Raw genomic sequence first — 19,650 nt, 5'->3', positions numbered from 1 at the left:
GGAGAGAGCGTATTGAAAGTTAATCAGATTACAGATGTCCGTTCGCTAAAATTGCAGCGTGGCATTGTGCAAGAAAAACAAGGCGTTTCCTTCCAGAAAATTTTGGAGAAAGAAAGCGGAAAAGAACAGAGAGTTCAATTTTCCAAACATGCATCTCAAAGGGTGCAGGAGAGAGGAATTGTCCTGAACAACAATATGCTGGATAGTTTGAACACAGCAGTAGAGAAGGCAAGACAAAAGGGTGCAAAAGATGTTGTTGTAATTGGTGAAAAAGGGGCGTTTATCGTAAATGTTCCGAATAATATTGTCGTTACAACAATGACGGAAAATGAAATGAAAGAAAACATATTTACAAACATTGACAGTGCTGTCTTAATGTAGCCGGACCATTAAGGAGGCTTTGATTTCGGTATGACTTGCCGGGGTCGAGACAGCAGAAAACGAAAGAAAAGAGAGGGATTTAGAGATGGTCAGATCAATGGTAGCAGGAGTTTCAGGACTTCGTACACATCAGTCAAAATTAGATGTAATTGGTAATAATATCGCGAACGTAAACACATGGGGATTCAAATCATCCAGCTTTAACTTTACAGATGCGATGTATTCGACATCGATTGCCGGTGCATCAGGTAGTGTTCTTGGCGGTGGCGCCGGTGGAAAGAATGCATCACAAGTTGGTTATGGTGTTGGTACAGGTTCGATTCAGGCATCATTTGGACAAGGTGCGATGTCACCATCTGGAAACAGTTTGGACTGTATGATTGACGGTACAGGATTTTTCCTTGTAGGAAACATGGTAAACGGAAGTTTTACCAATGTTGAAGATTCGGGATTGAGTCTTTCACGAATTGGTATCTTCCGTGTAGATGGGAATGGTTATCTTGTAGATGATCAGGCGAATTACGTATATGGTTACGCGTTGGAAGACGGAACAGGAGTTCCGGAAAAACCGGCTGTAAACGGAGAGTATAATATCACAGGTGCAACGGTAACAATTGATGATAAGACAAATCCGAATACGATCACAATCGGTGGAGAGAAGATGGAACTGACGTCAAAAGGTGAGTTCAAGGATAAAGTTCAGGAATGGATTGCGGACGTGACAAAGAAAGGTGGGAAGTTCGAAAATTATAATATTAGTCTAACAGATTTTGATGCGGCAAAAAATACGGTAAACCTGCGAATCGTAGCGAAAAAAGGTGGAGATGATAAAGCAAATAATACAGAGATTATCAAAGATACAACGTGGGGAAACAATGGCGCTAAAGTAGATATTGTAAGTCAGGGAAGTGACAGAGTTCCTGGCGTACCGGCAAAATATTCAGATGAGCTTTCTGCAATTCAGATTCCGATTGACCCGGATACTGGACTTCCATATGAGATTCAGAGCTATAAGATCAATGAAGACGGAACAATCATGGGAGTAGATAACCAAAGCCGTTCCATTGCAATTGGACAGTTGGCTCTTATTACAGTAGAAAATTTGAATGGTTTGGAAAAATCAGAAGGATATTATTATTCAATTGGACCAAATGCAGGAACAGTAAGTGCATTGAAACCAAATGGTGGTCCTGCAGGAAAAATCAGAGGTAGTTACCTGGAGATGGCGAATGTAGACCTTGCAAATGAGTTCTCTCAGATGATTACAACGCAGAGAGGATATCAGGCAAATTCAAAAATCATTACAGTGACAGACCAGATGTTGGAAGAACTGGTAAACATGAAACGTTAATTTAGGAAAATAAAAAACGGGGATGCCACATTTTGGGGCTTCCCCGAATAAGAGGAGAGTGTGCGATGATAACACTAACAAAAGTTAACAATGAAAGAATTGTATTGAACAGCAGGCAGATTGAATTGATAGAAACGATTCCGGAATCCAAAGTAATTATGATGAATGGAAGGTTTCATATTGTGAAGGAATCAGTGGAAGAAATAATTGAGAAAACAATAGAATATAACAGCAAAATTGTGGAATATTCAAGACGATAGATGGATGATGAATAACAGGGGATGAAAGGAATGGAGGAATAGCAATGGATTTGACAACGATTATAGGAATCGTGGCGGGATTGGCGCTGATTATCTTTGGTGGTATTGGTGCGGATAAGATTCCCAATTTTATAGATCCGAATAGTATGTTTATCGTATTTGGTGGAACCCTTGCAGCGGTTGTGGCAAGTTTCCCGTGGAGTACTTTAAAGCAGACGGTGAAGCATTTTAAAGTAATGGTTCAGGGGAAGAGGTATGATACAGAAAAGTTGATTGATACACTTGTAGATATGGCGCAGGTGGCAAGAAAAAGCGGTTTGCTTGCACTTGAAGAGAGAGCAGGAGAATTAGATGATCCGTTTTTTAAACAGGGGATTATGATGATTGTCGATGCGACAGAGCCGGAAGAGGTAAGAACACTCTTGGAAAATGAATTGGCAACGACGGCAGAAAGACATGATGAGATGATCAGCGTCTACGAAAAAGCGTCCGCATTTGCGCCTGGTTTTGGTATGATTGGTACGCTCGTCGGATTGGTTAACATGCTTATGAATATGGATCCGAGCGAGGGAGGCTCCAGTACAATCGGAACGGATATGGGTACGGCGCTCATTACAACATTTTATGGGTGTGTTCTTGCGCAGTTGGTGTTTTCACCTATGGCAAAGAAGTTGAGTATTAGAAATAATGAGGAAGTTGTCTATAAACAGATTATGATAGAAGGAATTCTTGCAATGCAGGCAGGAGACAATCCGAAATTTCTGAAAGAAAAATTAGTTACATATCTCTCCACGAAAGAACGACTGAAACTTTTGGAGGAAGAATCAGGTGGAACAAAGGTAAAGAAAGATAAGAAAAAGAAAAAGTAAGGTGAGAGTATGAAAAGGAGAAAAAAGAGAGCGGACGAAGGTGGAAACTGGATGGACACCTATGGTGATATGGTCACTCTGTTGCTGTGTTTTTTCGTGTTACTATATTCAATTTCCTCTGTGGATCAGGCGAAGTGGAGAGAAGTTGTAAAAAGCTTTAATCCAGATGCAGAAAAGCTAAGTCAGGTTGTAATAGATAAAGATGCAGACGGAGAGGATTTTGTTCAGGGAGGAACAGAAGATATAGTGTCAGAAGAACAATTCGATGAACTGTATGCAAAGCTGAAACAGGCAGTGGAGGAAAGTGGATATCAGGAAGATATCAATTTGTATAAAGGAGACAATTACACGTTTATCCGTTTTCGGGATCAGGTGTTTTTTGATGGAGACAGCTCGGTCATAAAGGCAGAGGGATATCAGCTTTTAGATAAATTTATTAATGCACTATCTGGAACCGAGAATATTGTACAGGAACTTCAAGTGCTTGGACATACGTCACAGGCAAAACCAGATCAGCAGAATGAGACGACGGGAGACAGATTGCTTTCCGCAGAACGTTCTGCAAATGTGGCTGCGTATATTCAGGACAGGGTATCGTTGCAGCCGTCCAAAATTGTATCAATAGGTTATGGGCAATTCCGTCCGATCGCTCCGTTTGACACGGCAGAAAATAGAAGTAAAAACCGTCGTGTAGAAATTGTCATTACAAAGGTAGGAGCGTCAGCGATGACCTTGGAAGAGTACTATAATCAAATAAATCAATAAAGTTAGGAGAAAAAAATGGCAGACGTACTTTCACAAAGTCAGATAGATGCGCTTTTAAATTCTATGCAGAATACCGACATGGAAGAGTTGCATGAAGACAAAAAAACTGCGAAACCAAAATACAGGAAGTACGATTTTTACAGTCCGAAGAAGTACACAAAAGATAAATTAAAAATGCTGCATAGCATTTATGATAATTATTCAAGAATTGCAGCATCCCAGATTAATGGACTGTTTCGTATTGCAAGTGAAGTAGAAGTCGTAGGAGTAGAGGAACAAAGGTATTATGAATTTGGAAATGCATTAAATGAAACTGACGTAATTACACTTGCCAGAGTTGAGTTACAAGATCATTCTAAAAACCCACCAATGTTGTTCCACATTGCGCCAGTTTTGATGGGAGCGATGATGGATCGAATGCTTGGAGGAACAGGAATTGATACTTCAATTGACATGGCATATACTTATACGGAGATAGAGCTTGCGCTGTATGAAAAGATTATCAGACGTCTGATGGGAATCACATCAGATGTGTGGGCGAGTTATATTAAATTTGATACTGTGTTTGAGAGAATTGAAGAAAACCCAAGTATGTTTCAGGGAATCAGCGTAGATGAGACCGTCGTAATTGTAATGATGAAGATTACGCTGGGAACAGTCAGCGATGTTATGAATATTTGTATACCAGGCGCTTTGCTTGGAAATATCTTTGACATTATAGAAAAGACAAAACATCTTGCGGATAAGGGAGAACGTCTTGCACAAAGAGACAACCGTAAGGAATTAATGGAAAGTATCAAAGAGGCGAAGATGGATGTCAAGGCAGAGCTATGTGTGGCAAACTTGAATTTGAACGACATCTATAATCTCCGAGTAGGAGATGTGATTGATTTGAATAAACCACAAGACTCAGACGTGGCAGTACACATTGAAGGACAACAATGGTTTACTGGAAAACTGGGTGTTTATAATAAAAATATGGCAGTTAAAATCAGAGAACGTGTTGAGCTTGCTGGAGAAGATGAAACAGAAAGTGAATTACAAGAATAAAAGAAAGAGAGAGGTAAAGAGAAATGGCGAAAATTTTATTAGTGGATGATGCAGCGTTTATGAGAATGATGTTAAAAAATACTTTGTCACAGGCGGGATATACAGATTTGTACGAGGCAGAAGATGGAGTGAAAGCAGAAGAGGTGTATCAGGCAGAAAAACCGGATTTAGTATTTATGGATATTACAATGCCAAATCAGGATGGATTGGAGACTCTGAAAAAGATCAAAGCATTTGATCCAAATGCAACAATTGTTATGTGTTCTGCTATGGGGCAGGAGAGCATGGTTATGGAATCAATCAAGTCTGGTGCAAAAGACTTTATTGTAAAACCGTTTAAGCCAGAAAGGATTTTATCGACTGTAACAAAGATTCTTGGTTAATGAGGAGGGGGCAAAATGTCTTTTTTAAATTCGTTTGATATAAGTGCGTCTGGAATGACTGCCCAAAGACAGAGACTTGATATAGCGGCTGAGAACATTTCGAATATGAATACAACGAGAACGGCAAGTGGGGGACCATATCGAAGAAAGATGGTCGTATTGCAGGAAAACCCGGTGTCTTCTTTTCGAAGTGAACTGCAAAGCAGACTGAGCGGAAAGACATCTCAGAAAGGCGGGGTAAAAGTGGCTGAAATTGTGGAGGATCAAAGAGATCTTCAGCCTGTATATAACCCGGAACATCCGGATGCAGATGAAAACGGCTATGTAATGATGCCGAATGTTGATCTTGTGAAGGAAACGGTAGATGGAATGTCAGCTACACGGGCATATGAGGCTAATATTACAGCATTTAACGCAATGAAATTAATGGCACAAAAAGCCCTGGAGATTGGTAAATAAAGAAGCGAGGAAAAGAGATTATGAGTTCAAAATGTTTTAGTACATTAGAAATGGATGCAATAGGCGAAATTCTGAACATCAGTCTTGGAGCATCGGCTACAGCTGTCTCAACAATGCTTAATGCAAGAGTAGACATTACAACGCCGGTGGTAAATGTCGTAGAAAAAGAAGAATTTCGAATGGATAGAGTAGAGCCTGCAGTTGGAGTAGAGATTACATATATTTCTGGTCTTCAGGGCAAAAATATTATGCTTTTGAAACGGCATGATGTAAAAGTGATTGTAGAAATGCTTATGGGCATTCAAATGTCTGATGAGGAATTTGAATTAAATGAAATGAATATCAGTGCTGTCTGTGAAGTGATGAACCAGATGATGGGTGCGTCTTCCACAGCACTATCAGAGTTTTTAGGGAAAATGGTGAACATATCTACACCAATTTCATTCCCGATTGATAGTGAACATGAATTTGTAGAAAAGTATTTTGATGACAATAATCCGAAGGTTGTTGTTGGATTTACCTTGAAAATAGCAGATAAATTGGAAAGTGAGTTCTTCAATGTAATGCCAATAGAACTTGCTAAGAGCCTTGTAGATGGATTTATTCCAAATGAGGAGATTGCAAAGGTCGAGGAGGAAAAGCAGGAAAATCCGATTGCTCAGGAAGTGACGGCAGAAATGAAAGAACCAGATGAGAGCAAGGTGAAAGAGACAATTTCTGATTCTGTGATTCCAGAACAGACAATGGAATCCGTTGCCACTCAGATGCCGCAGATGAGCGGTGATGCATCTATGATGCAGATGCAGATGATGCAGCAGATGATGATGCAGATGCAGATGATGCAGCAAAAGATGGAAGATCATCAGAAGGCTTCTGAACCAAGACTGATTAATGTACAGACTGCTTCAAGTCCTGCAATTGCACCGGATAAGAATATCGATCTCGCAGAAGGACAAGCTGAGAATATGGAATTGATCATGGGTGTTCCGTTGGAGCTTTCAGTAGAGATCGGCAGAACAAAAAAATTAGTGAAAGATATTTTAGACTTTACAAAAGGTTCTCTCGTTGTATTGGATAAGCTGGCAGGAGAGCAGGTAGATTTATTTGTAAATGGGCAGTGCATTGCGAAAGGTGATGTAGTTGTAGTGGAAGATAATTTTGGTATTCGAATTACAGAGATAATGAAGTTAAATCTGTCGACATTGGAGTAAGGAAGGAATAGCATGGTACAAATCATTTTTACTTTTTTTGTGTCAGTAATTATTATTTACTTAAGTTATCTTTGCAGTAAATATATCGGAAAAGGTGCGAATGCGAACGGACGTTCAAGATATATGCGTGTGATTGATCAGATACCGGTCGGACAGGACAGACACCTTGCAATTGTGCAGATTGGAATCAAGTATTTTTTGGTTGGAATTGCGTCAGGGCAGGTGAATGTTTTGTCAGAACTGCAGGAAGAGGATTTAATACAGATTGCCACACCGGAAAAATTGTCCGGTGGGGAATTCGGCAATTTTAAAGATACTTTGGAAAAATGGAAAACATTGGGGAAAAGAGGGAAATAGAAGACAATGGAGAATGCACTTGTAAATATTAATGGAAATCAAGTTCCAACACTAGACATCCTTTTGCTTCTTACAATTGTAGCGTTGTTGCCGTCAATTGTGATTATGATGACTTCTTTTACGAGGACAGTTATTATCTTATCTTTTTTGAGAAATGCGCTTGGAATACAACAGACACCACCCAATATGGTGCTTGTCGGAATTGCACTGTTCTTGACATTGTTTATTATGGATCCAGTAATCAAACAGATTAACACAGAGGCGTATACACCTTATAAAAATCAAGAGATTACGCAAGAGGAGGCGCTTACAAGGGCGTCTGTTCCGATTAAGAAATTTATGCTGGAGAATACAGAAAAGAGTACGGTAAAACTTTTTACGGATATGGCAAAGATTGAAGCACCGGAAAACGTAGAAGATCTTCCGATGAGAGTTGTAATTCCATCATTTATGACAAGTGAATTAAAACGTGCCTTCATGGCAGGATTTTTGATTTTTATACCATTTCTTTTAATTGATATTATCGTATCTAGTACATTGATGTCAATGGGAATGATTATGCTTCCGCCATCTATGATTTCGCTTCCGTTTAAATTACTATTGTTTGTAACAGTAAATGGATGGGAACTGTTGTTTTCACAAATCGTAAAAAGTTTTAACTAGCAAAGTGGAGGGAAGAGGATGTCAAGTTCACAAGTTACAGATTTGATGTATGAGGTATTTGTGTTATCTGTTCAACTGGCAGGACCTATTTTGGTTATCAGTATGTTGGTAGGCGTGTTGATTTCAATTATTCAGGCGGCGACTCAGATTCATGAACAGACGATTACGTTTGTTCCAAAGCTGCTTGTTATAGGATTAATCCTTGTATTCACAGGTGGCTCTATGCTGCAGACATTACAAGATTTTACCCTCAAAATATTTCAGATGATTTAAGTCGGTTGGAAGAAAAGGAGAGGCGTTTGTAATGAATGACATTGCATATTTAACCTTATTTTCACTGATATTGATGAGAATGTCGGGGTTTGTTTTACTAAATCCTATTTTGGGAAGAAGAAATATACCGGCTATTGTGAAAGCAGGATTAATCTTAACTTTGACGGTTGCAGTTTATTCGTACTCTGATAAAGAAGTTTTAGAGATAACAAGCAATATTGAGTACGCATTTCTTCTTTTGAAAGAGTTTGCAGCGGGATATGTAGTGGGTTATGTAATAGAACTGTTTTTCTTTGTAATTAGTTACGCCGGGTTTATCATAGATTTTCAGATGGGATTGTCTATGGCGACTGTGTATGACCCACAGAGTAACGCACAGCTTCCAATCAGTGGAAGTATTTTTCAGGCATATTTTGTGCTTTTGTTTTTTGCCGTAGATGGTCATTTGGCTTTGATGAAAATTCTGATTACTTCTGCGGATATTGTACCGTATGGAGGGATATTGATAACGCAGGAACTTGGATGGCATATGGTAGAGCTGTTTACAGAGTGTATTGTTCTGGCAGTAAAATTTTCACTCCCTATATTGGCAGCAGAATTTTTAGTGGAGATTGCAGCCGGAATTTTAAATAAAATTGTTCCTCAGATTAATATATTTGTAATTAATATTCAATTGAAAGTAATCGTCGGTCTAGTCCTTTTGGTCGTTTTATTTTCCCCGATGAGTGAGTATCTTACTGGGGTGATTTCGACTATGTTGAAAACAATTCAAGGGATATTGACGTTTTTATAGATTTGCGTAAGAGAAAGTGAAGTGAGTAAGATTGGCAGATGATTCGAAGACCGAGAAAGCCACCCCCAAGAAGAGGCGTGACGAACGAAAAGAAGGAAATGTATTTTCCAGTAAAGATATCATTGCAGTCGCGTCTCTCTTGGGAACTTTCTATAGTTTGAAATTTTTGTTTTCAGGTATATATGAAAATGTTTATAGGAATCTTATTTGGTGTGTTCAGGGAGTGTCGGCTATTAATGAGCTTTCAATGGAACAGTTGCGAGAAATCGGAATTAGTGTGATGGAGATATGTGCGGTTACGATTTTACCGCTTGGATTTATCGCTGCAGCAATTGGTATAGTGGCAACAGGAGTACAAACACGATTTAACTTTACTGCAAAAGCGGCATCTTTTAAAATGAGTAACTTAAGTATTTTAAAAGGGGTAAAGAATCTTTTTTCGCTGCGAAATGTAGTAGAGCTTATCAAAAATATTCTCAAGATTATTATTTTAAGTATCATATTGTATAAGGCAATTGAATCAGATATTATTCCGATTGCAAGAATGCTGGATATGGATATAAAGGCCTCTGCTGTTTTTACTTTTGATATGATTATGAATATCATTTTAAAGGTTGGATTAGTTTTTGTCGTTATCGCAGGGTTTGATTATATGTATCAACGATGGGAATATGAAAAGAAGCTGAAGATGTCCAAACAGGAGTTGAAGGAAGAATATAAGCAGACAGAAGGAAATCCTGAAATAAAAGGAAAAATTCGAAATTTACAGAGAAGTATGGCGAGAAATCGTATGATGCAGGCTGTTCCAGATGCAGATGTAATTATCAAGAACCCAACGCATTTTGCGGTTGCCCTAAAGTATGATATTGACCATGATAATGCACCGATTGTAATAGCAAAAGGTCAGGATTATTTGGCACTTCGTATTATTGAAATTGGAGAACAGAATCAGGTTACTGTAATTGAAAATAAACCTTTGGCGAGAGGAATCTATGCATCCACACCACTGGATTGTGAGATACCCGCAGAATATTACGGGGTGGTTGCAGAGATTCTTGTTCAGGTATTCAGGTTAAACAAGAAAATGGAGTAAGACATGAAGAAACTATTGAACAATGTAACAGCGGTAATTGTGGTAATGATTGTATTGTTACTTATTATACAGCTGAGTCCGTTTATGCTGGACGTTATGATTATTTTGAATATTTCGATATCATTGATTATTTTATTAGTCAGTATGAACATCAAAGAGCCGTTGGAATTCTCGATTTTTCCATCGATGCTTTTGATTACCACACTGTTTCGTATTGGCATTAATATTTCTTCTACAAGAAATATTCTGGTAAATCAGGGAGTTGCCGGTGCGGTTATTCAGGCTATGGGTGATTTCGTACTTCAGGGAAATGTAGTTGTTGGTTTTATTATTTTCATGATTATCGTTTTAGTACAGTTTATCGTAATCACCAAAGGTGCGGAACGTGTTGCAGAGGTAGCGGCAAGATTTACGCTTGATGCGATGCCTGGAAAACAGATGGCAATTGATGCAGATTTAAGTTCTGGATTGATTAATGAACAGCAGGCAAAAGACAGACGATATAAGATTCAAAAAGAAGCAGATTTCTATGGAGCAATGGATGGTGCTACCAAGATTGTAAAAGGGGATGCAGTTATGTCCCTGATCATTACATTTGTCAATTTTCTTGGTGGTATGATTATTGGTATGGTACAGTCCGGCATGGGATTTTCAGAAGTACTTACTGTATACTCACTGGCGACTGTCGGTGATGGGTTGGTATCTCAGATTCCGGCGCTTTTGATTTCTACAGCAACCGGTATGGTTGTGACAAGAGCTGTGTCAGACGGTAGTCTGAATGAGGATGCCACGAAACAGTTTGCAGCACAACCAAAGGCATTTATGATTACAGGTGGAGTACTTGCAATCCTTCTTGTAATTCCTGGAATGCCGAAATTACAAATAGGTGCAGTGGCACTCGCTTTAGTCTTGGCGGGATATCAGCTCTCCAAACGTATGGAGGAGATTGGAAAAGGTCACGAAGAAGAGATGCAGTCTCAGCTTGCAATGGCGGAGCAAGACAATATTGCAAGTGAGGAAGAGAACTTCAAAGATATTAATAATGTATATTCGCTTATCTCTGTTGAGCCTATTGAAGTGGAATTTGGGTATAGTTTGATACCGCTTGTAGATGAAAGCAGTGGTGGAAAATTGATAGATCGAATTGTTATTTTTAGAAGACAGTATGCACAGGATATGGGACTTGTCATCCCATCAATCCGACTTCGTGACAGCTCAGGTCTAAACACAAATCAGTATGTGATTAAGATCAAAGGGGAAGAGGTTGCAAAAGGTGAAATTCTTGTCGATTACTATCTTGCACTGGAACCACCACATCCAGAAAAGCAAATTGATGGAATCGATACGATTGAACCGGCATATGGAATTCCAAGTAAATGGATTACGATCGATAAAAAAGAAATGGCGGAGATTTATGGTTATACAGTTATTGATCCGCTTTCTGTTATGCTGACCCACTTATCAGAGATTGTGAAGAAACATTCATATGAACTGCTGAATCGACAAGAGGTAGTACGCTTAGTGGAGAATACAAAAAAGCAGTCGCCAGAGCTTGTAGAAGAATTAATTCCGGCAGTGATATCATATGGTAATTTCCAAAAGATATTGACTAATTTATTAAAAGAAGGTGTTCCGATCAAAGATATGGAGACGATTATGGAGACAATCATAGATGTGTCTATGTCAATTAAGGATATTGACAGTATTACGGAACAGATTCGTATTGCTTTGAAGAGAACGATTACAAGAAAATTCTGCGAAGGTGGAAGTATGAAAGTAATTACGTTGGATGCAGATCTGGAAAAGAGTATTATTACAAATCTTACACCAGGAGATCAAGGAATGTATCTTGCACTTAGTCCGGATACAATGCAAAGCATTATTACTCAGCTGGGTGAAGAGCTGAAAAAATTCAATGAGTTCTCGCAAAGCCCGATTGTATTGACAAGTCAAGTAGTAAGAATTCATTTTTATCATTTAATTGAACAATTTTATCCGAATGTATATGTACTGTCTTTTAATGAGATAGGCAATAACATACAGATACAGGCCGTCGGCAATATTAAGGCGTAAGAAATAACAGTGTGGAGTAATCAGCTATGGAAACACATGAAGAATGGGGAAAAAAGACAACAGAAGAACTTTTAGAACTATATGCAAAGACCGGGGAACTTGCCCTGAAACAGGAGATCGTATTGAGGTATACTGGGTTGATCAAAAGCATTGCCTTACAGATGAGAAATATTTATATGGGTTTTTCTCAAGTAGATGATATTATAAACGAAGGCGTTATTGTGATGATGAATGCAGTGGACAAATATGACAGTAGTAAAAATGCAAAGTTTGAGACTTATATATCAAAGCGCATTAAAGGGATGATCATCGATCTTGCAAGAAAGCAGGATTGGATTCCGCGAAGTGTCCGAAAGAGCGTAAAGGATGTGGAGGAAGCAATCGGTGAATTGCATAGCAGAGATGGTCAGTATCCATCAGAAGAGAAGATAGCAGAATACTTGCAGATTCCTTTGGAAAAATATCATGAGATTATGAAAAAGTCTACATTGTTCAATATACTGTCATTGGATATGGTTTTGGCAGAAGCACAGGACAGTTATAGTGGATTTCAACTTCCGCAAGGGGAAGAGTTGGAACAGCCTGAAAAAGTTTTTTTGAAAAAAGAAGTGTCCCGAATACTTGTCGATGGAATCCAGACATTGAAAGAAAAAGAACAGCTTGTAATTTCATTATATTACGTAGAAGAATTGAATATGAGACAGATTGCAGATATACTAGAGGTAAGTGAGCCAAGAGTTTCTCAGATACACTCTAATGCAATTAAAAAATTAAAAAAATATATGGAATCTTCAGACAAAAAAGAGTAGAAAGGAAGAGAAGGATATGTTTCAGGGATTTTATGATTTGGCAGCAAATATGATTACGCAAAACAGAAAGATGAATGTCATTAGCAATAATATGGCAAATGTCTCGACGCCGGGATTTAAAAGTGATAAGCTGATAGAGACAACTTTTCGTGACGAGATGATTTATCGCTATGACAGAGATGGAAAGACACCAATTGGGGTGACATCCAGAGTGAATACTGTAGATGAGCGTATCACAGACTATACGCAAGGTGGAGTGCGCGCAACGTCCAATGTATTAGATTTTGCTTTAAATGGAAATGGCTTTTTTGCAATTCAGACGGGGAATGGTGTTGTTTACTCAAGAAATGGTTCTTTTAGTATAGATAATGAGAGATATTTATGCTTAGAAGGTGTTGGTCGTGTGATGGGGCAGAATGGGCCGATTCAACTCCCAACAGATGATATTATAGCAGACGAAAGAGGAAATCTTTACAATGCAGAAACAGGTCAGCTTTATGATAGACTGCAGGTTGTAGATTTCGCAGACTATGGTCAGCTTGAAAAGATATCAGGCGGTGTTTTCAGAGCCAATGGAGCAGCTCAGGAAGCTCAGAATACAACCGTGAGTCAAAAAAGTGTGGAAGATTCCAATGTTTCGATGGTAGATGAGATGACAGCGATGATGAGTGGACAGAGAACAATCCAAAGTGCAGCGCAGTTATTGAAGATGTACGATCAATTGACTGGAAAAGCAGTTCAGACAGGTACGATGTAATTTCAGAATGAGATAGAAAGGGGAATATCATGTATACTTCATTTTATACAGCAGCGCGTGGTGTAATTGAACAGCAGAAGAGATTAGATGTTGTTGCGAATAATATGGCGAATTTAAATAACTATGGATACAAAAGTAAAAACGCTACTTTTTCAGAACTAATGCACTATAATCTGAATAATGCTTATGGAGAAGAGACAGCGGTGAAGGCGGGAACAGGGGTCTTGATGACAAAGACGAATACCGATTTTTCTCCAAATGGGGCAATGCAGACAGACAGTCCATATGATTTCGCAATTATGGACAAAGGTTTTTTTATGCTAGAGAATCCGCAAAATGGGCAGATCACTTATACGAGAAACGGACGCTTCAGCTTGTCACAGTTTGGAAATGAGTTTTATCTTGTAAATGATAGCGGGAATTATGTATTAGACCAAAATGGAAACCGCATTCGTGTGACAGGTGGTAATCTAAGTGGAGAAATCGGAATATATCGTTTTAATGTGCTAGATGGAATGCTCAGTGTTGGAGATAATGAGTTTCTGCCGACAGAGAAGAATGGGAACCCGATATTAGATGCAAATGCAAAGGTAAAAAATTATGCACTTGAGTCACCTGGGGTAGATTTGGCGGAAGAAATGAGCCGTGTGATAGAAAGTCAAAGGGCATATTCGTATGCGATGAAGATGGTACAGACATCGGATGAAATTGTAAATACGGTTAATACTTTGAGACAATAGTATTGAGGAGAAAATTATGGCAATTTACAAATATGAAGATATGAGTTCTATGGAGTTAGATATAATAAAAGAGATTGGAAGCATTGGAAGCGGCAATGCGGCAACTGCGCTTTCAAGTATGCTCAATACGAAAGTAAAAATGGGAATTCCGGAAGTTTCTATATTGGAGTTTAATGAGGCAGTTTTACGAATCGGGGAACCGGAAGAAGTAGTAGCAGCCGTTATGGTGGAGATGTCAAATGAGATTAGCGGCATCATGTTATTCGTTTTAAAAGAAGACTTTGCAGAAGAGATTGTGAAGCGTATGATGGGAGAGAATATAGTGAAACTCGCTGAGATTTCAGAGATGGATTCATCAGCATTAGTGGAGATTGGCAATATTATGGTATCTTCATATATCAATGCACTGTCACAACTGGCAAACGTAGATATTCAACTCTCAGTCCCGCAGATGGCGGTAAATATGCTTGGAGGAATTTTAAGTCTTCCGATGGCTATGTTTGGGATTGAATCTGATCGTATTATGATGATAGAAGGTAAGTTTACTATGGACGAAAAAGAAGTGAGCGGAGACATTCTGCTCCTTCCGGATGTTACATCATTGAATGTACTCATGAAAAAATTAGGAATGGAGTAATATATGAGCAAACAAGTATCAGTTGGAATTGCAGATATGAAAATTTTACGTCAGGAAGGGACACTCATTACCTATGCACTTGGTTCCTGCATTGGGATTACGTTCTATGACCCAATGATAAAATTAGGCGCATTGCTCCATATTATGCTTCCAGAAGCAGGAACGACCAACATAAATCCGATGAAGTTTGCTGACACAGGCATTCGGGAGACGCTTCGTAAATTTTATGTGTTTGGCGGTATGAAAGGTCGTATCGTTTGCAAGATTGCCGGTGGAGCAAAGATGTTCGAGATGAAAGGACAGGGTGGCTTTGGCAATATTGGGGAGAGAAATATCCAAAGCGTGAAAAAAATACTCAGACAGGAGGGAATCCGTATTACAGGAGAAGATACTGGAGCGAACTATGCAAGAACGATGCTTATGGATTTAAGTAGTGGAGAGGTAAGAATTCGCACAGTTGGGAAGTCGGAGAGGATTATTTAAATTATGTTATCATAGATAGATGTCGATATAATTATATATCGATGAATAAAGTAAAGGAGAGAGCAGTATGGCCGATACAGAGATTTTATTAGAATCCGGAACAAATGAGATTGAAATTATGCAATTTACCATATATGGCGAATTATATGGAATTAATGTGGCAAAAGTGAGAGAGATCATGATGGCGAACAAGGTGAAGCCGATTCCACATTCGCATGAGGCAGTAGAAGGAATTTTCAAGCCAAGAGATATTCTTCTTACAGTCATTGATTTACCCAAATATCTTACCGGAAAAGAAAGTGAGAGAAATGCAAGAGATTTATTTATCATAACAAACTTTAATAAAACACATATTGCATTTAGGGTGCACAGTGTAGTTGGAATTAGCAGAATTTCCTGGGAGCATATTCAAAAGCCAGACAAGACAATTACATATGGTGAAGAGGGTGTGGCAACAGGAATTGCACAATGTGATAATCAATTGGTAACAATACTTGATTTTGAAAAGATTGTTGCAGATATTGCACCAGAGACAGGAATTCAATTGGAAGAGATAGAAAAGCTAGGAAAAAGAAATAGAAAAGAGAGCCGCATTATTCTTGCAGAGGACTCAATTCTGTTAGCTAGAATGATCAAAGAGGCACTTGCAAAAGCCGGATATGATAACATACTTGCATTCAACAATGGAAAAGAGGCGTGGGATTATTTACAGAGTGTCAGAGAGGATCAGGATTTTGAGAAGAAAGTTAGCCTGATTATTACTGATATTGAGATGCCAGAGATGGATGGACACCGCCTGACAAAGCTTGTTAAGGAAGATCAAATTATGAAAGACACTCCACTGATCATTTTTTCATCTTTGATCAATCCGGAAATGAGAATTAAAGGAAAATCACTTGGTGCAGATGAGCAGCTTTCAAAACCGGAGATAGGTCATCTTGTAGAAGTAATGGATACACTGCTTGAAAGAAGGGGGCAATAATATGGACAAATGTATAGTAAGACAGACCATCAAAGATTTGAAAAATGATGTAGTGACAGGATATGAGTTATTAATTCAGTTGGATGCAGACAGTTTATACAATTCAAGCTCGGATAGCGCGGCTGCAAATGCCATCATATCTTTTTTAACAGAGAATTCCAGTCGTATTTTTAATGAAAAGAAGACATTTATGACATTTACACCGGCGCTGTTGTTCCGAAATACACCAAAGATTTTTGACAAAGAAAAAATTGTAATTCAGATTGAGGATAATGTTATTATTCATCCACTGGCAGGTGTGATCATCGAAAAATATCGAGAAGAAGGATATTGTTTTGCAATCAATGATTTCGAATTTACACCGAAGTATTTCAGCATGCTGGAGTATGTAGATTATATAAAGGTGAATATTTCAGACAAGGTAGATAAAAAGCATAGGGCATCTCTTAATAATATTATAGAGATGACACATGGATTCAATAAGAAGTTTGTTGCAACAGGTGTCAATACAACAGAATTGTATGAGTTGGCAAAAGAGTTGAATGCGGACTATGTAGAGGGAAGTTATATTTCAGAAAAGCAGACAGGAAAGATTAATAAATTAGAGTATTTACAGGGGAATTTATATCAGCTGATTGTAGAGATTATGAAAGATGAGCCAGATGTAGAGATGCTTGAGACAATTATCAGCAGAGATGCATCCTTGACCTATGCGCTGTTAAAGATGGCGAACTCAGCATATTTTTCAAGCAGACATGAGACGACATCTATCAGGCAGGCAATCGTAAGAGTTGGGATCAATCAGTTAAAACAATGGGTATATCTTTTAAGTTTTAAGGAAGAAGAGGAAGAGGAGACTTCAGAAGAATTACTGAAGACATCTTTCCTTCGTGCAAATTTTGCATCAAATTTGATCAGACGTGTGAAAAACTTTGCAATCTCACCGGCAGATGCATACCTATTGGGAATGTTCTCAACACTTCCTTATATCATTGATGCTCCGATTGAAGAGATATTGGAAGACATTCCAATTTCAGAAGAGGTGAAAAAGGCGCTTATCAGTAAAGAAGGACAGGCAGGCAGATTATATGAATTACTTCTTTGCTATGAGCGAGCAGAATGGCAGGACATTAAGCAGATAGCCAAAGAGCTTGGAATTCAGACAAATATTATGGCACAGGTCTATATGGAATGTATGGAAGAAGTGAACCATATATGGGATAATTTGGTTGAAAAAAATGAAGAAGAAACAGAGAAACAAGATTAGGAAAGAAATATCTCAGACAGTTTCAGGTATGTTTTATAGAAAGGGAACACAGGCGATTAGAAAAGGCTTGATTTTTATGACACCTTTAGCCATTATTTCATCCTTTGCGCTTGTGCTCTTGAATTTCCCAATTCCATTATATCAGCAGTGGATGCAAAGCGAGAGCACTTTCTTTATTCGAGAAGTGCTTTCACTTGTTTATGGGGCTACTGTAAATTATTTTTCTTTGGTTCTATCGCCTCTTTCCTAATTCTGATTGATGTGACAGGGGAGCATTTTACAAGAACCTATTATGGGACAGCGGGAATCTGTTCGGCTTTTGTTGCTGCTGTTTTTACGACATGGATGTTCAACAGAATCAGTCAGTGGAAGAGTGGGTACAGAAAAGAAGATTTTGAGATCAATGATGTGTATCTTGTACAGCTTGTACAGGATAATATCGATGCGGTAAAATTGGGAAAAGAGCCGGTTGAGATTATTAATAAAGTGTTTTTAGACTCTATTTCAGATATTGGTGGAGCTGGTGCGACATTGGCTCTCGTGATTGCAATTCTTCTTGTAAGTAAAAACAGAAGTACAAAAAAAGTGGCAGGTTACGGTATTATACCATCAATTTTTAATATTAATGAGATCATCTTGTTTGGAATTCCGATTGTATTCAATACAACATTACTTATTCCATTCATACTTGTGCCGGTGCTCAACCTTTTGATTGGTTATGTGGCAACAGTTATAGGAGTTATGCCAGTGGTGATACAGCAATTAGATTGGATTACACCACCAATTCTAAGCGGCTATTTGATGACCAAAAGCATCAATGGAGCGATTATGCAGCTGGTTTTGATTGTAATAGATGTGTTGATTTATATTCCGTTTGTGAAAAGGATGGATAGAAAAGGAAACGTTATAGAAGAACTCTATGAAGATGACATCGAAAAGATAAAGACGATGGAGGAAAAACAGCAGGAGAATCGCCGTTTGATTCATTCTCTGACCAATATTTTTGGAGATATTTATGAGGCAGATGTGTTACAAAAAACAGTGCATCTGGTACATTCCAAATTCAAAAACAGCTATTTCTCTTATGGAGAAGAGATTCCGTTTGAAAAGTTTGAAGAGCATTTGCAGAGAATCTTGATGATAAAAAGAAGAACACTGGTATCGGTTAAAGTTGATTCTTTCAGAGCAGCAGGATGATGAACCTACAATTATTACGATTACTATAGTTAATATAGACCTTTATAAAAAGGAATGGCAGAAGAAGTGAGAGAAAAATTACTCGAACCGTTTGAACGTGGAGATGTCTCTTATTCGGGAAGAATCGAAGGCAATGGTTTTGGAATGGCTTTAGTAAAGAATATCATCGATATTATGCAGGGAGAGATCTATGTAGACAGCACGATAGGAGAAGGAACAACGATCAGGACCATATTACATTTGAAAAAATCTGTGGAAGTAGAAAAGCAAGACGACAAAGCGAAAAAAATATCTGATCCAACTGGCATGCTCCAAGGAAAACGCATTCTTCTGGCAGAGGACAACGAATTGAACCGAGAGATCGCAATTGCGTTTTTAGAGAGTCTGAAGCCTGAGATTGACGAAGCCCAAGACGGTCAGGAGGCAGTTGACAAATTCAAACAATCACCGGAGGGATATTATACATTCATTCTCATGGATATAAGGATGCCAAAGCTGGATGGCTATGAGGCTACGAAAAGAATTCGAAGCATGGATAGGACGGACAAAGATATTCCGGTTATTGCTCTGACTGCGAATGCATTTTCTGATGATGTGCATAAAGCACAGGATGCAGGAATGAATGCTCATATCGAGAAACCAATTGATGTAGACAAGATGATTGAGGTGATCGCATCACTCAGTGAATAAAAAATAGGCTTCGCCTATTCAGCTCCCCTTCCCCTCAATCTTGAGGGGTTAGGGGGTTTCTTTTTCTTCCTTTTTCCTGCATAATAGACTTATGAATATCTTACAAA

Annotated in this window: 25 protein-coding genes; all 25 read left to right on the top strand. The window is 38.5% G+C overall.

All coding sequences use genetic code 11. The features are described 5' to 3' along the window. The first annotated feature begins 12 nt into the window (after positions 1-12). The 25 genes from ACTQXY_RS12450 (at position 13) to ACTQXY_RS12330 (ending at position 19,543) form a co-directional block, all read left to right on the top strand. The gene (locus ACTQXY_RS12450) at positions 13-381 is read left to right on the top strand and encodes a TIGR02530 family flagellar biosynthesis protein (protein WP_441659720.1); all 369 of its coding nucleotides are present in this window, start codon (positions 13-15) and stop codon (positions 379-381) included. An 85-nt stretch (positions 382-466) separates the two neighbouring features. Next, complete coding sequence (locus ACTQXY_RS12445) at positions 467-1,732, top strand: flagellar hook-basal body complex protein (RefSeq protein ID WP_441659719.1); 1,266 nt, start codon at positions 467-469, stop codon at positions 1,730-1,732. A 65-nt stretch (positions 1,733-1,797) separates the two neighbouring features. Continuing rightward, positions 1,798-1,992 (top strand): flagellar FlbD family protein, encoded by a 195-nt coding sequence (locus ACTQXY_RS12440; protein WP_441659718.1) that lies wholly within the window; start codon positions 1,798-1,800, stop codon positions 1,990-1,992. 44 nt (positions 1,993-2,036) lie between these two features. Next, on the top strand, positions 2,037-2,861 hold the full coding sequence (locus tag ACTQXY_RS12435; RefSeq protein ID WP_441659717.1) for a MotA/TolQ/ExbB proton channel family protein: 825 nt from the start codon (positions 2,037-2,039) through the stop codon (positions 2,859-2,861). Between the two features lie 9 nt (positions 2,862-2,870). Beyond that, positions 2,871-3,626 (top strand): flagellar motor protein MotB, encoded by a 756-nt coding sequence (locus ACTQXY_RS12430; RefSeq protein ID WP_441659716.1) that lies wholly within the window; start codon positions 2,871-2,873, stop codon positions 3,624-3,626. 15 nt (positions 3,627-3,641) lie between these two features. Beyond that, positions 3,642-4,676: a FliM/FliN family flagellar motor switch protein gene (locus ACTQXY_RS12425; RefSeq protein WP_441659715.1), complete on the top strand. Its 1,035-nt coding sequence runs from the start codon at positions 3,642-3,644 to the stop codon at positions 4,674-4,676. A gap of 23 nt (positions 4,677-4,699) precedes the next feature. Beyond that, a complete protein-coding gene (locus ACTQXY_RS12420; RefSeq protein ID WP_441659714.1) occupies positions 4,700-5,059 on the top strand; it encodes a response regulator in 360 nt (119 codons plus the stop codon). A 15-nt stretch (positions 5,060-5,074) separates the two neighbouring features. After that, complete coding sequence (flgC, locus tag ACTQXY_RS12415; RefSeq protein ID WP_441659713.1) at positions 5,075-5,518, top strand: flagellar basal body rod protein FlgC; 444 nt, start codon at positions 5,075-5,077, stop codon at positions 5,516-5,518. 20 nt (positions 5,519-5,538) lie between these two features. Next, the gene (gene fliY, locus ACTQXY_RS12410) at positions 5,539-6,729 is read left to right on the top strand and encodes a flagellar motor switch phosphatase FliY (RefSeq protein WP_441659712.1); all 1,191 of its coding nucleotides are present in this window, start codon (positions 5,539-5,541) and stop codon (positions 6,727-6,729) included. Positions 6,730-6,741: 12 nt separating this feature from the next. Beyond that, positions 6,742-7,086 (top strand): flagellar biosynthetic protein FliO, encoded by a 345-nt coding sequence (gene fliO, locus ACTQXY_RS12405; protein WP_441659711.1) that lies wholly within the window; start codon positions 6,742-6,744, stop codon positions 7,084-7,086. 6 nt (positions 7,087-7,092) lie between these two features. Further along, positions 7,093-7,749 (top strand): flagellar type III secretion system pore protein FliP, encoded by a 657-nt coding sequence (gene fliP / locus ACTQXY_RS12400; RefSeq protein ID WP_441659710.1) that lies wholly within the window; start codon positions 7,093-7,095, stop codon positions 7,747-7,749. Positions 7,750-7,767: 18 nt separating this feature from the next. Further along, positions 7,768-8,022, top strand: coding sequence for a flagellar biosynthetic protein FliQ (locus ACTQXY_RS12395; protein WP_441659709.1), 255 nt, complete (start codon positions 7,768-7,770; stop codon positions 8,020-8,022). Positions 8,023-8,053: 31 nt separating this feature from the next. Continuing rightward, complete coding sequence (gene fliR / locus ACTQXY_RS12390) at positions 8,054-8,815, top strand: flagellar biosynthetic protein FliR (protein WP_441659708.1); 762 nt, start codon at positions 8,054-8,056, stop codon at positions 8,813-8,815. Between the two features lie 31 nt (positions 8,816-8,846). Further along, positions 8,847-9,908 carry a flagellar biosynthesis protein FlhB gene (flhB, locus tag ACTQXY_RS12385; RefSeq protein ID WP_441659707.1) on the top strand — a complete coding sequence of 354 codons (1,062 nt, stop codon included), beginning with the start codon at positions 8,847-8,849 and terminating at the stop codon, positions 9,906-9,908. A 3-nt stretch (positions 9,909-9,911) separates the two neighbouring features. Then, positions 9,912-11,981 (top strand): flagellar biosynthesis protein FlhA, encoded by a 2,070-nt coding sequence (gene flhA, locus ACTQXY_RS12380; RefSeq protein ID WP_441659706.1) that lies wholly within the window; start codon positions 9,912-9,914, stop codon positions 11,979-11,981. Positions 11,982-12,007: 26 nt separating this feature from the next. Next, positions 12,008-12,790, top strand: coding sequence for a FliA/WhiG family RNA polymerase sigma factor (locus tag ACTQXY_RS12375; protein WP_441659705.1), 783 nt, complete (start codon positions 12,008-12,010; stop codon positions 12,788-12,790). 16 nt (positions 12,791-12,806) lie between these two features. After that, positions 12,807-13,547 (top strand): flagellar hook-basal body complex protein, encoded by a 741-nt coding sequence (locus ACTQXY_RS12370; protein ID WP_441659704.1) that lies wholly within the window; start codon positions 12,807-12,809, stop codon positions 13,545-13,547. 29 nt (positions 13,548-13,576) lie between these two features. Beyond that, complete coding sequence (locus ACTQXY_RS12365; RefSeq protein WP_441659703.1) at positions 13,577-14,287, top strand: flagellar hook-basal body complex protein; 711 nt, start codon at positions 13,577-13,579, stop codon at positions 14,285-14,287. Between the two features lie 16 nt (positions 14,288-14,303). Beyond that, entirely contained in the window at positions 14,304-14,924 is a 621-nt protein-coding gene (locus tag ACTQXY_RS12360; protein ID WP_441659702.1) for a chemotaxis protein CheC, read from the top strand. A gap of 3 nt (positions 14,925-14,927) precedes the next feature. Further along, entirely contained in the window at positions 14,928-15,407 is a 480-nt protein-coding gene (locus tag ACTQXY_RS12355; protein WP_441659701.1) for a chemotaxis protein CheD, read from the top strand. A gap of 67 nt (positions 15,408-15,474) precedes the next feature. Then, positions 15,475-16,389, top strand: a complete 915-nt coding sequence (locus ACTQXY_RS12350; protein ID WP_441659700.1) for a chemotaxis protein CheW — start codon at positions 15,475-15,477, stop codon at positions 16,387-16,389. Position 16,390: 1 nt separating this feature from the next. Further along, a complete protein-coding gene (locus ACTQXY_RS12345; protein ID WP_441659699.1) occupies positions 16,391-17,656 on the top strand; it encodes an HDOD domain-containing protein in 1,266 nt (421 codons plus the stop codon). Continuing rightward, a complete protein-coding gene (locus ACTQXY_RS12340) occupies positions 17,628-17,906 on the top strand; it encodes a hypothetical protein (protein ID WP_441659698.1) in 279 nt (92 codons plus the stop codon). The genes ACTQXY_RS12345 and ACTQXY_RS12340 overlap by 29 nt, the downstream gene beginning before the upstream one ends. An 11-nt stretch (positions 17,907-17,917) precedes the next feature. Beyond that, positions 17,918-18,853, top strand: a complete 936-nt coding sequence (locus ACTQXY_RS12335) for a PTS transporter subunit EIIC (protein WP_441659697.1) — start codon at positions 17,918-17,920, stop codon at positions 18,851-18,853. A 54-nt stretch (positions 18,854-18,907) separates the two neighbouring features. After that, the gene (locus ACTQXY_RS12330; protein WP_441659696.1) at positions 18,908-19,543 is read left to right on the top strand and encodes a response regulator; all 636 of its coding nucleotides are present in this window, start codon (positions 18,908-18,910) and stop codon (positions 19,541-19,543) included. The last annotated feature ends 107 nt before the right edge of the window (positions 19,544-19,650 follow it).

Origin of the sequence: Faecalimonas sp. LCP19S3_D12 (genome assembly GCF_052121495.1) — a bacterium.
Classification (GTDB): Bacteria; Bacillota; Clostridia; order Lachnospirales; family Lachnospiraceae; genus Faecalimonas.
Note: the sequence above shows the minus strand (reverse complement) of the source record. Positions and strands in the feature narration are given on the sequence as shown.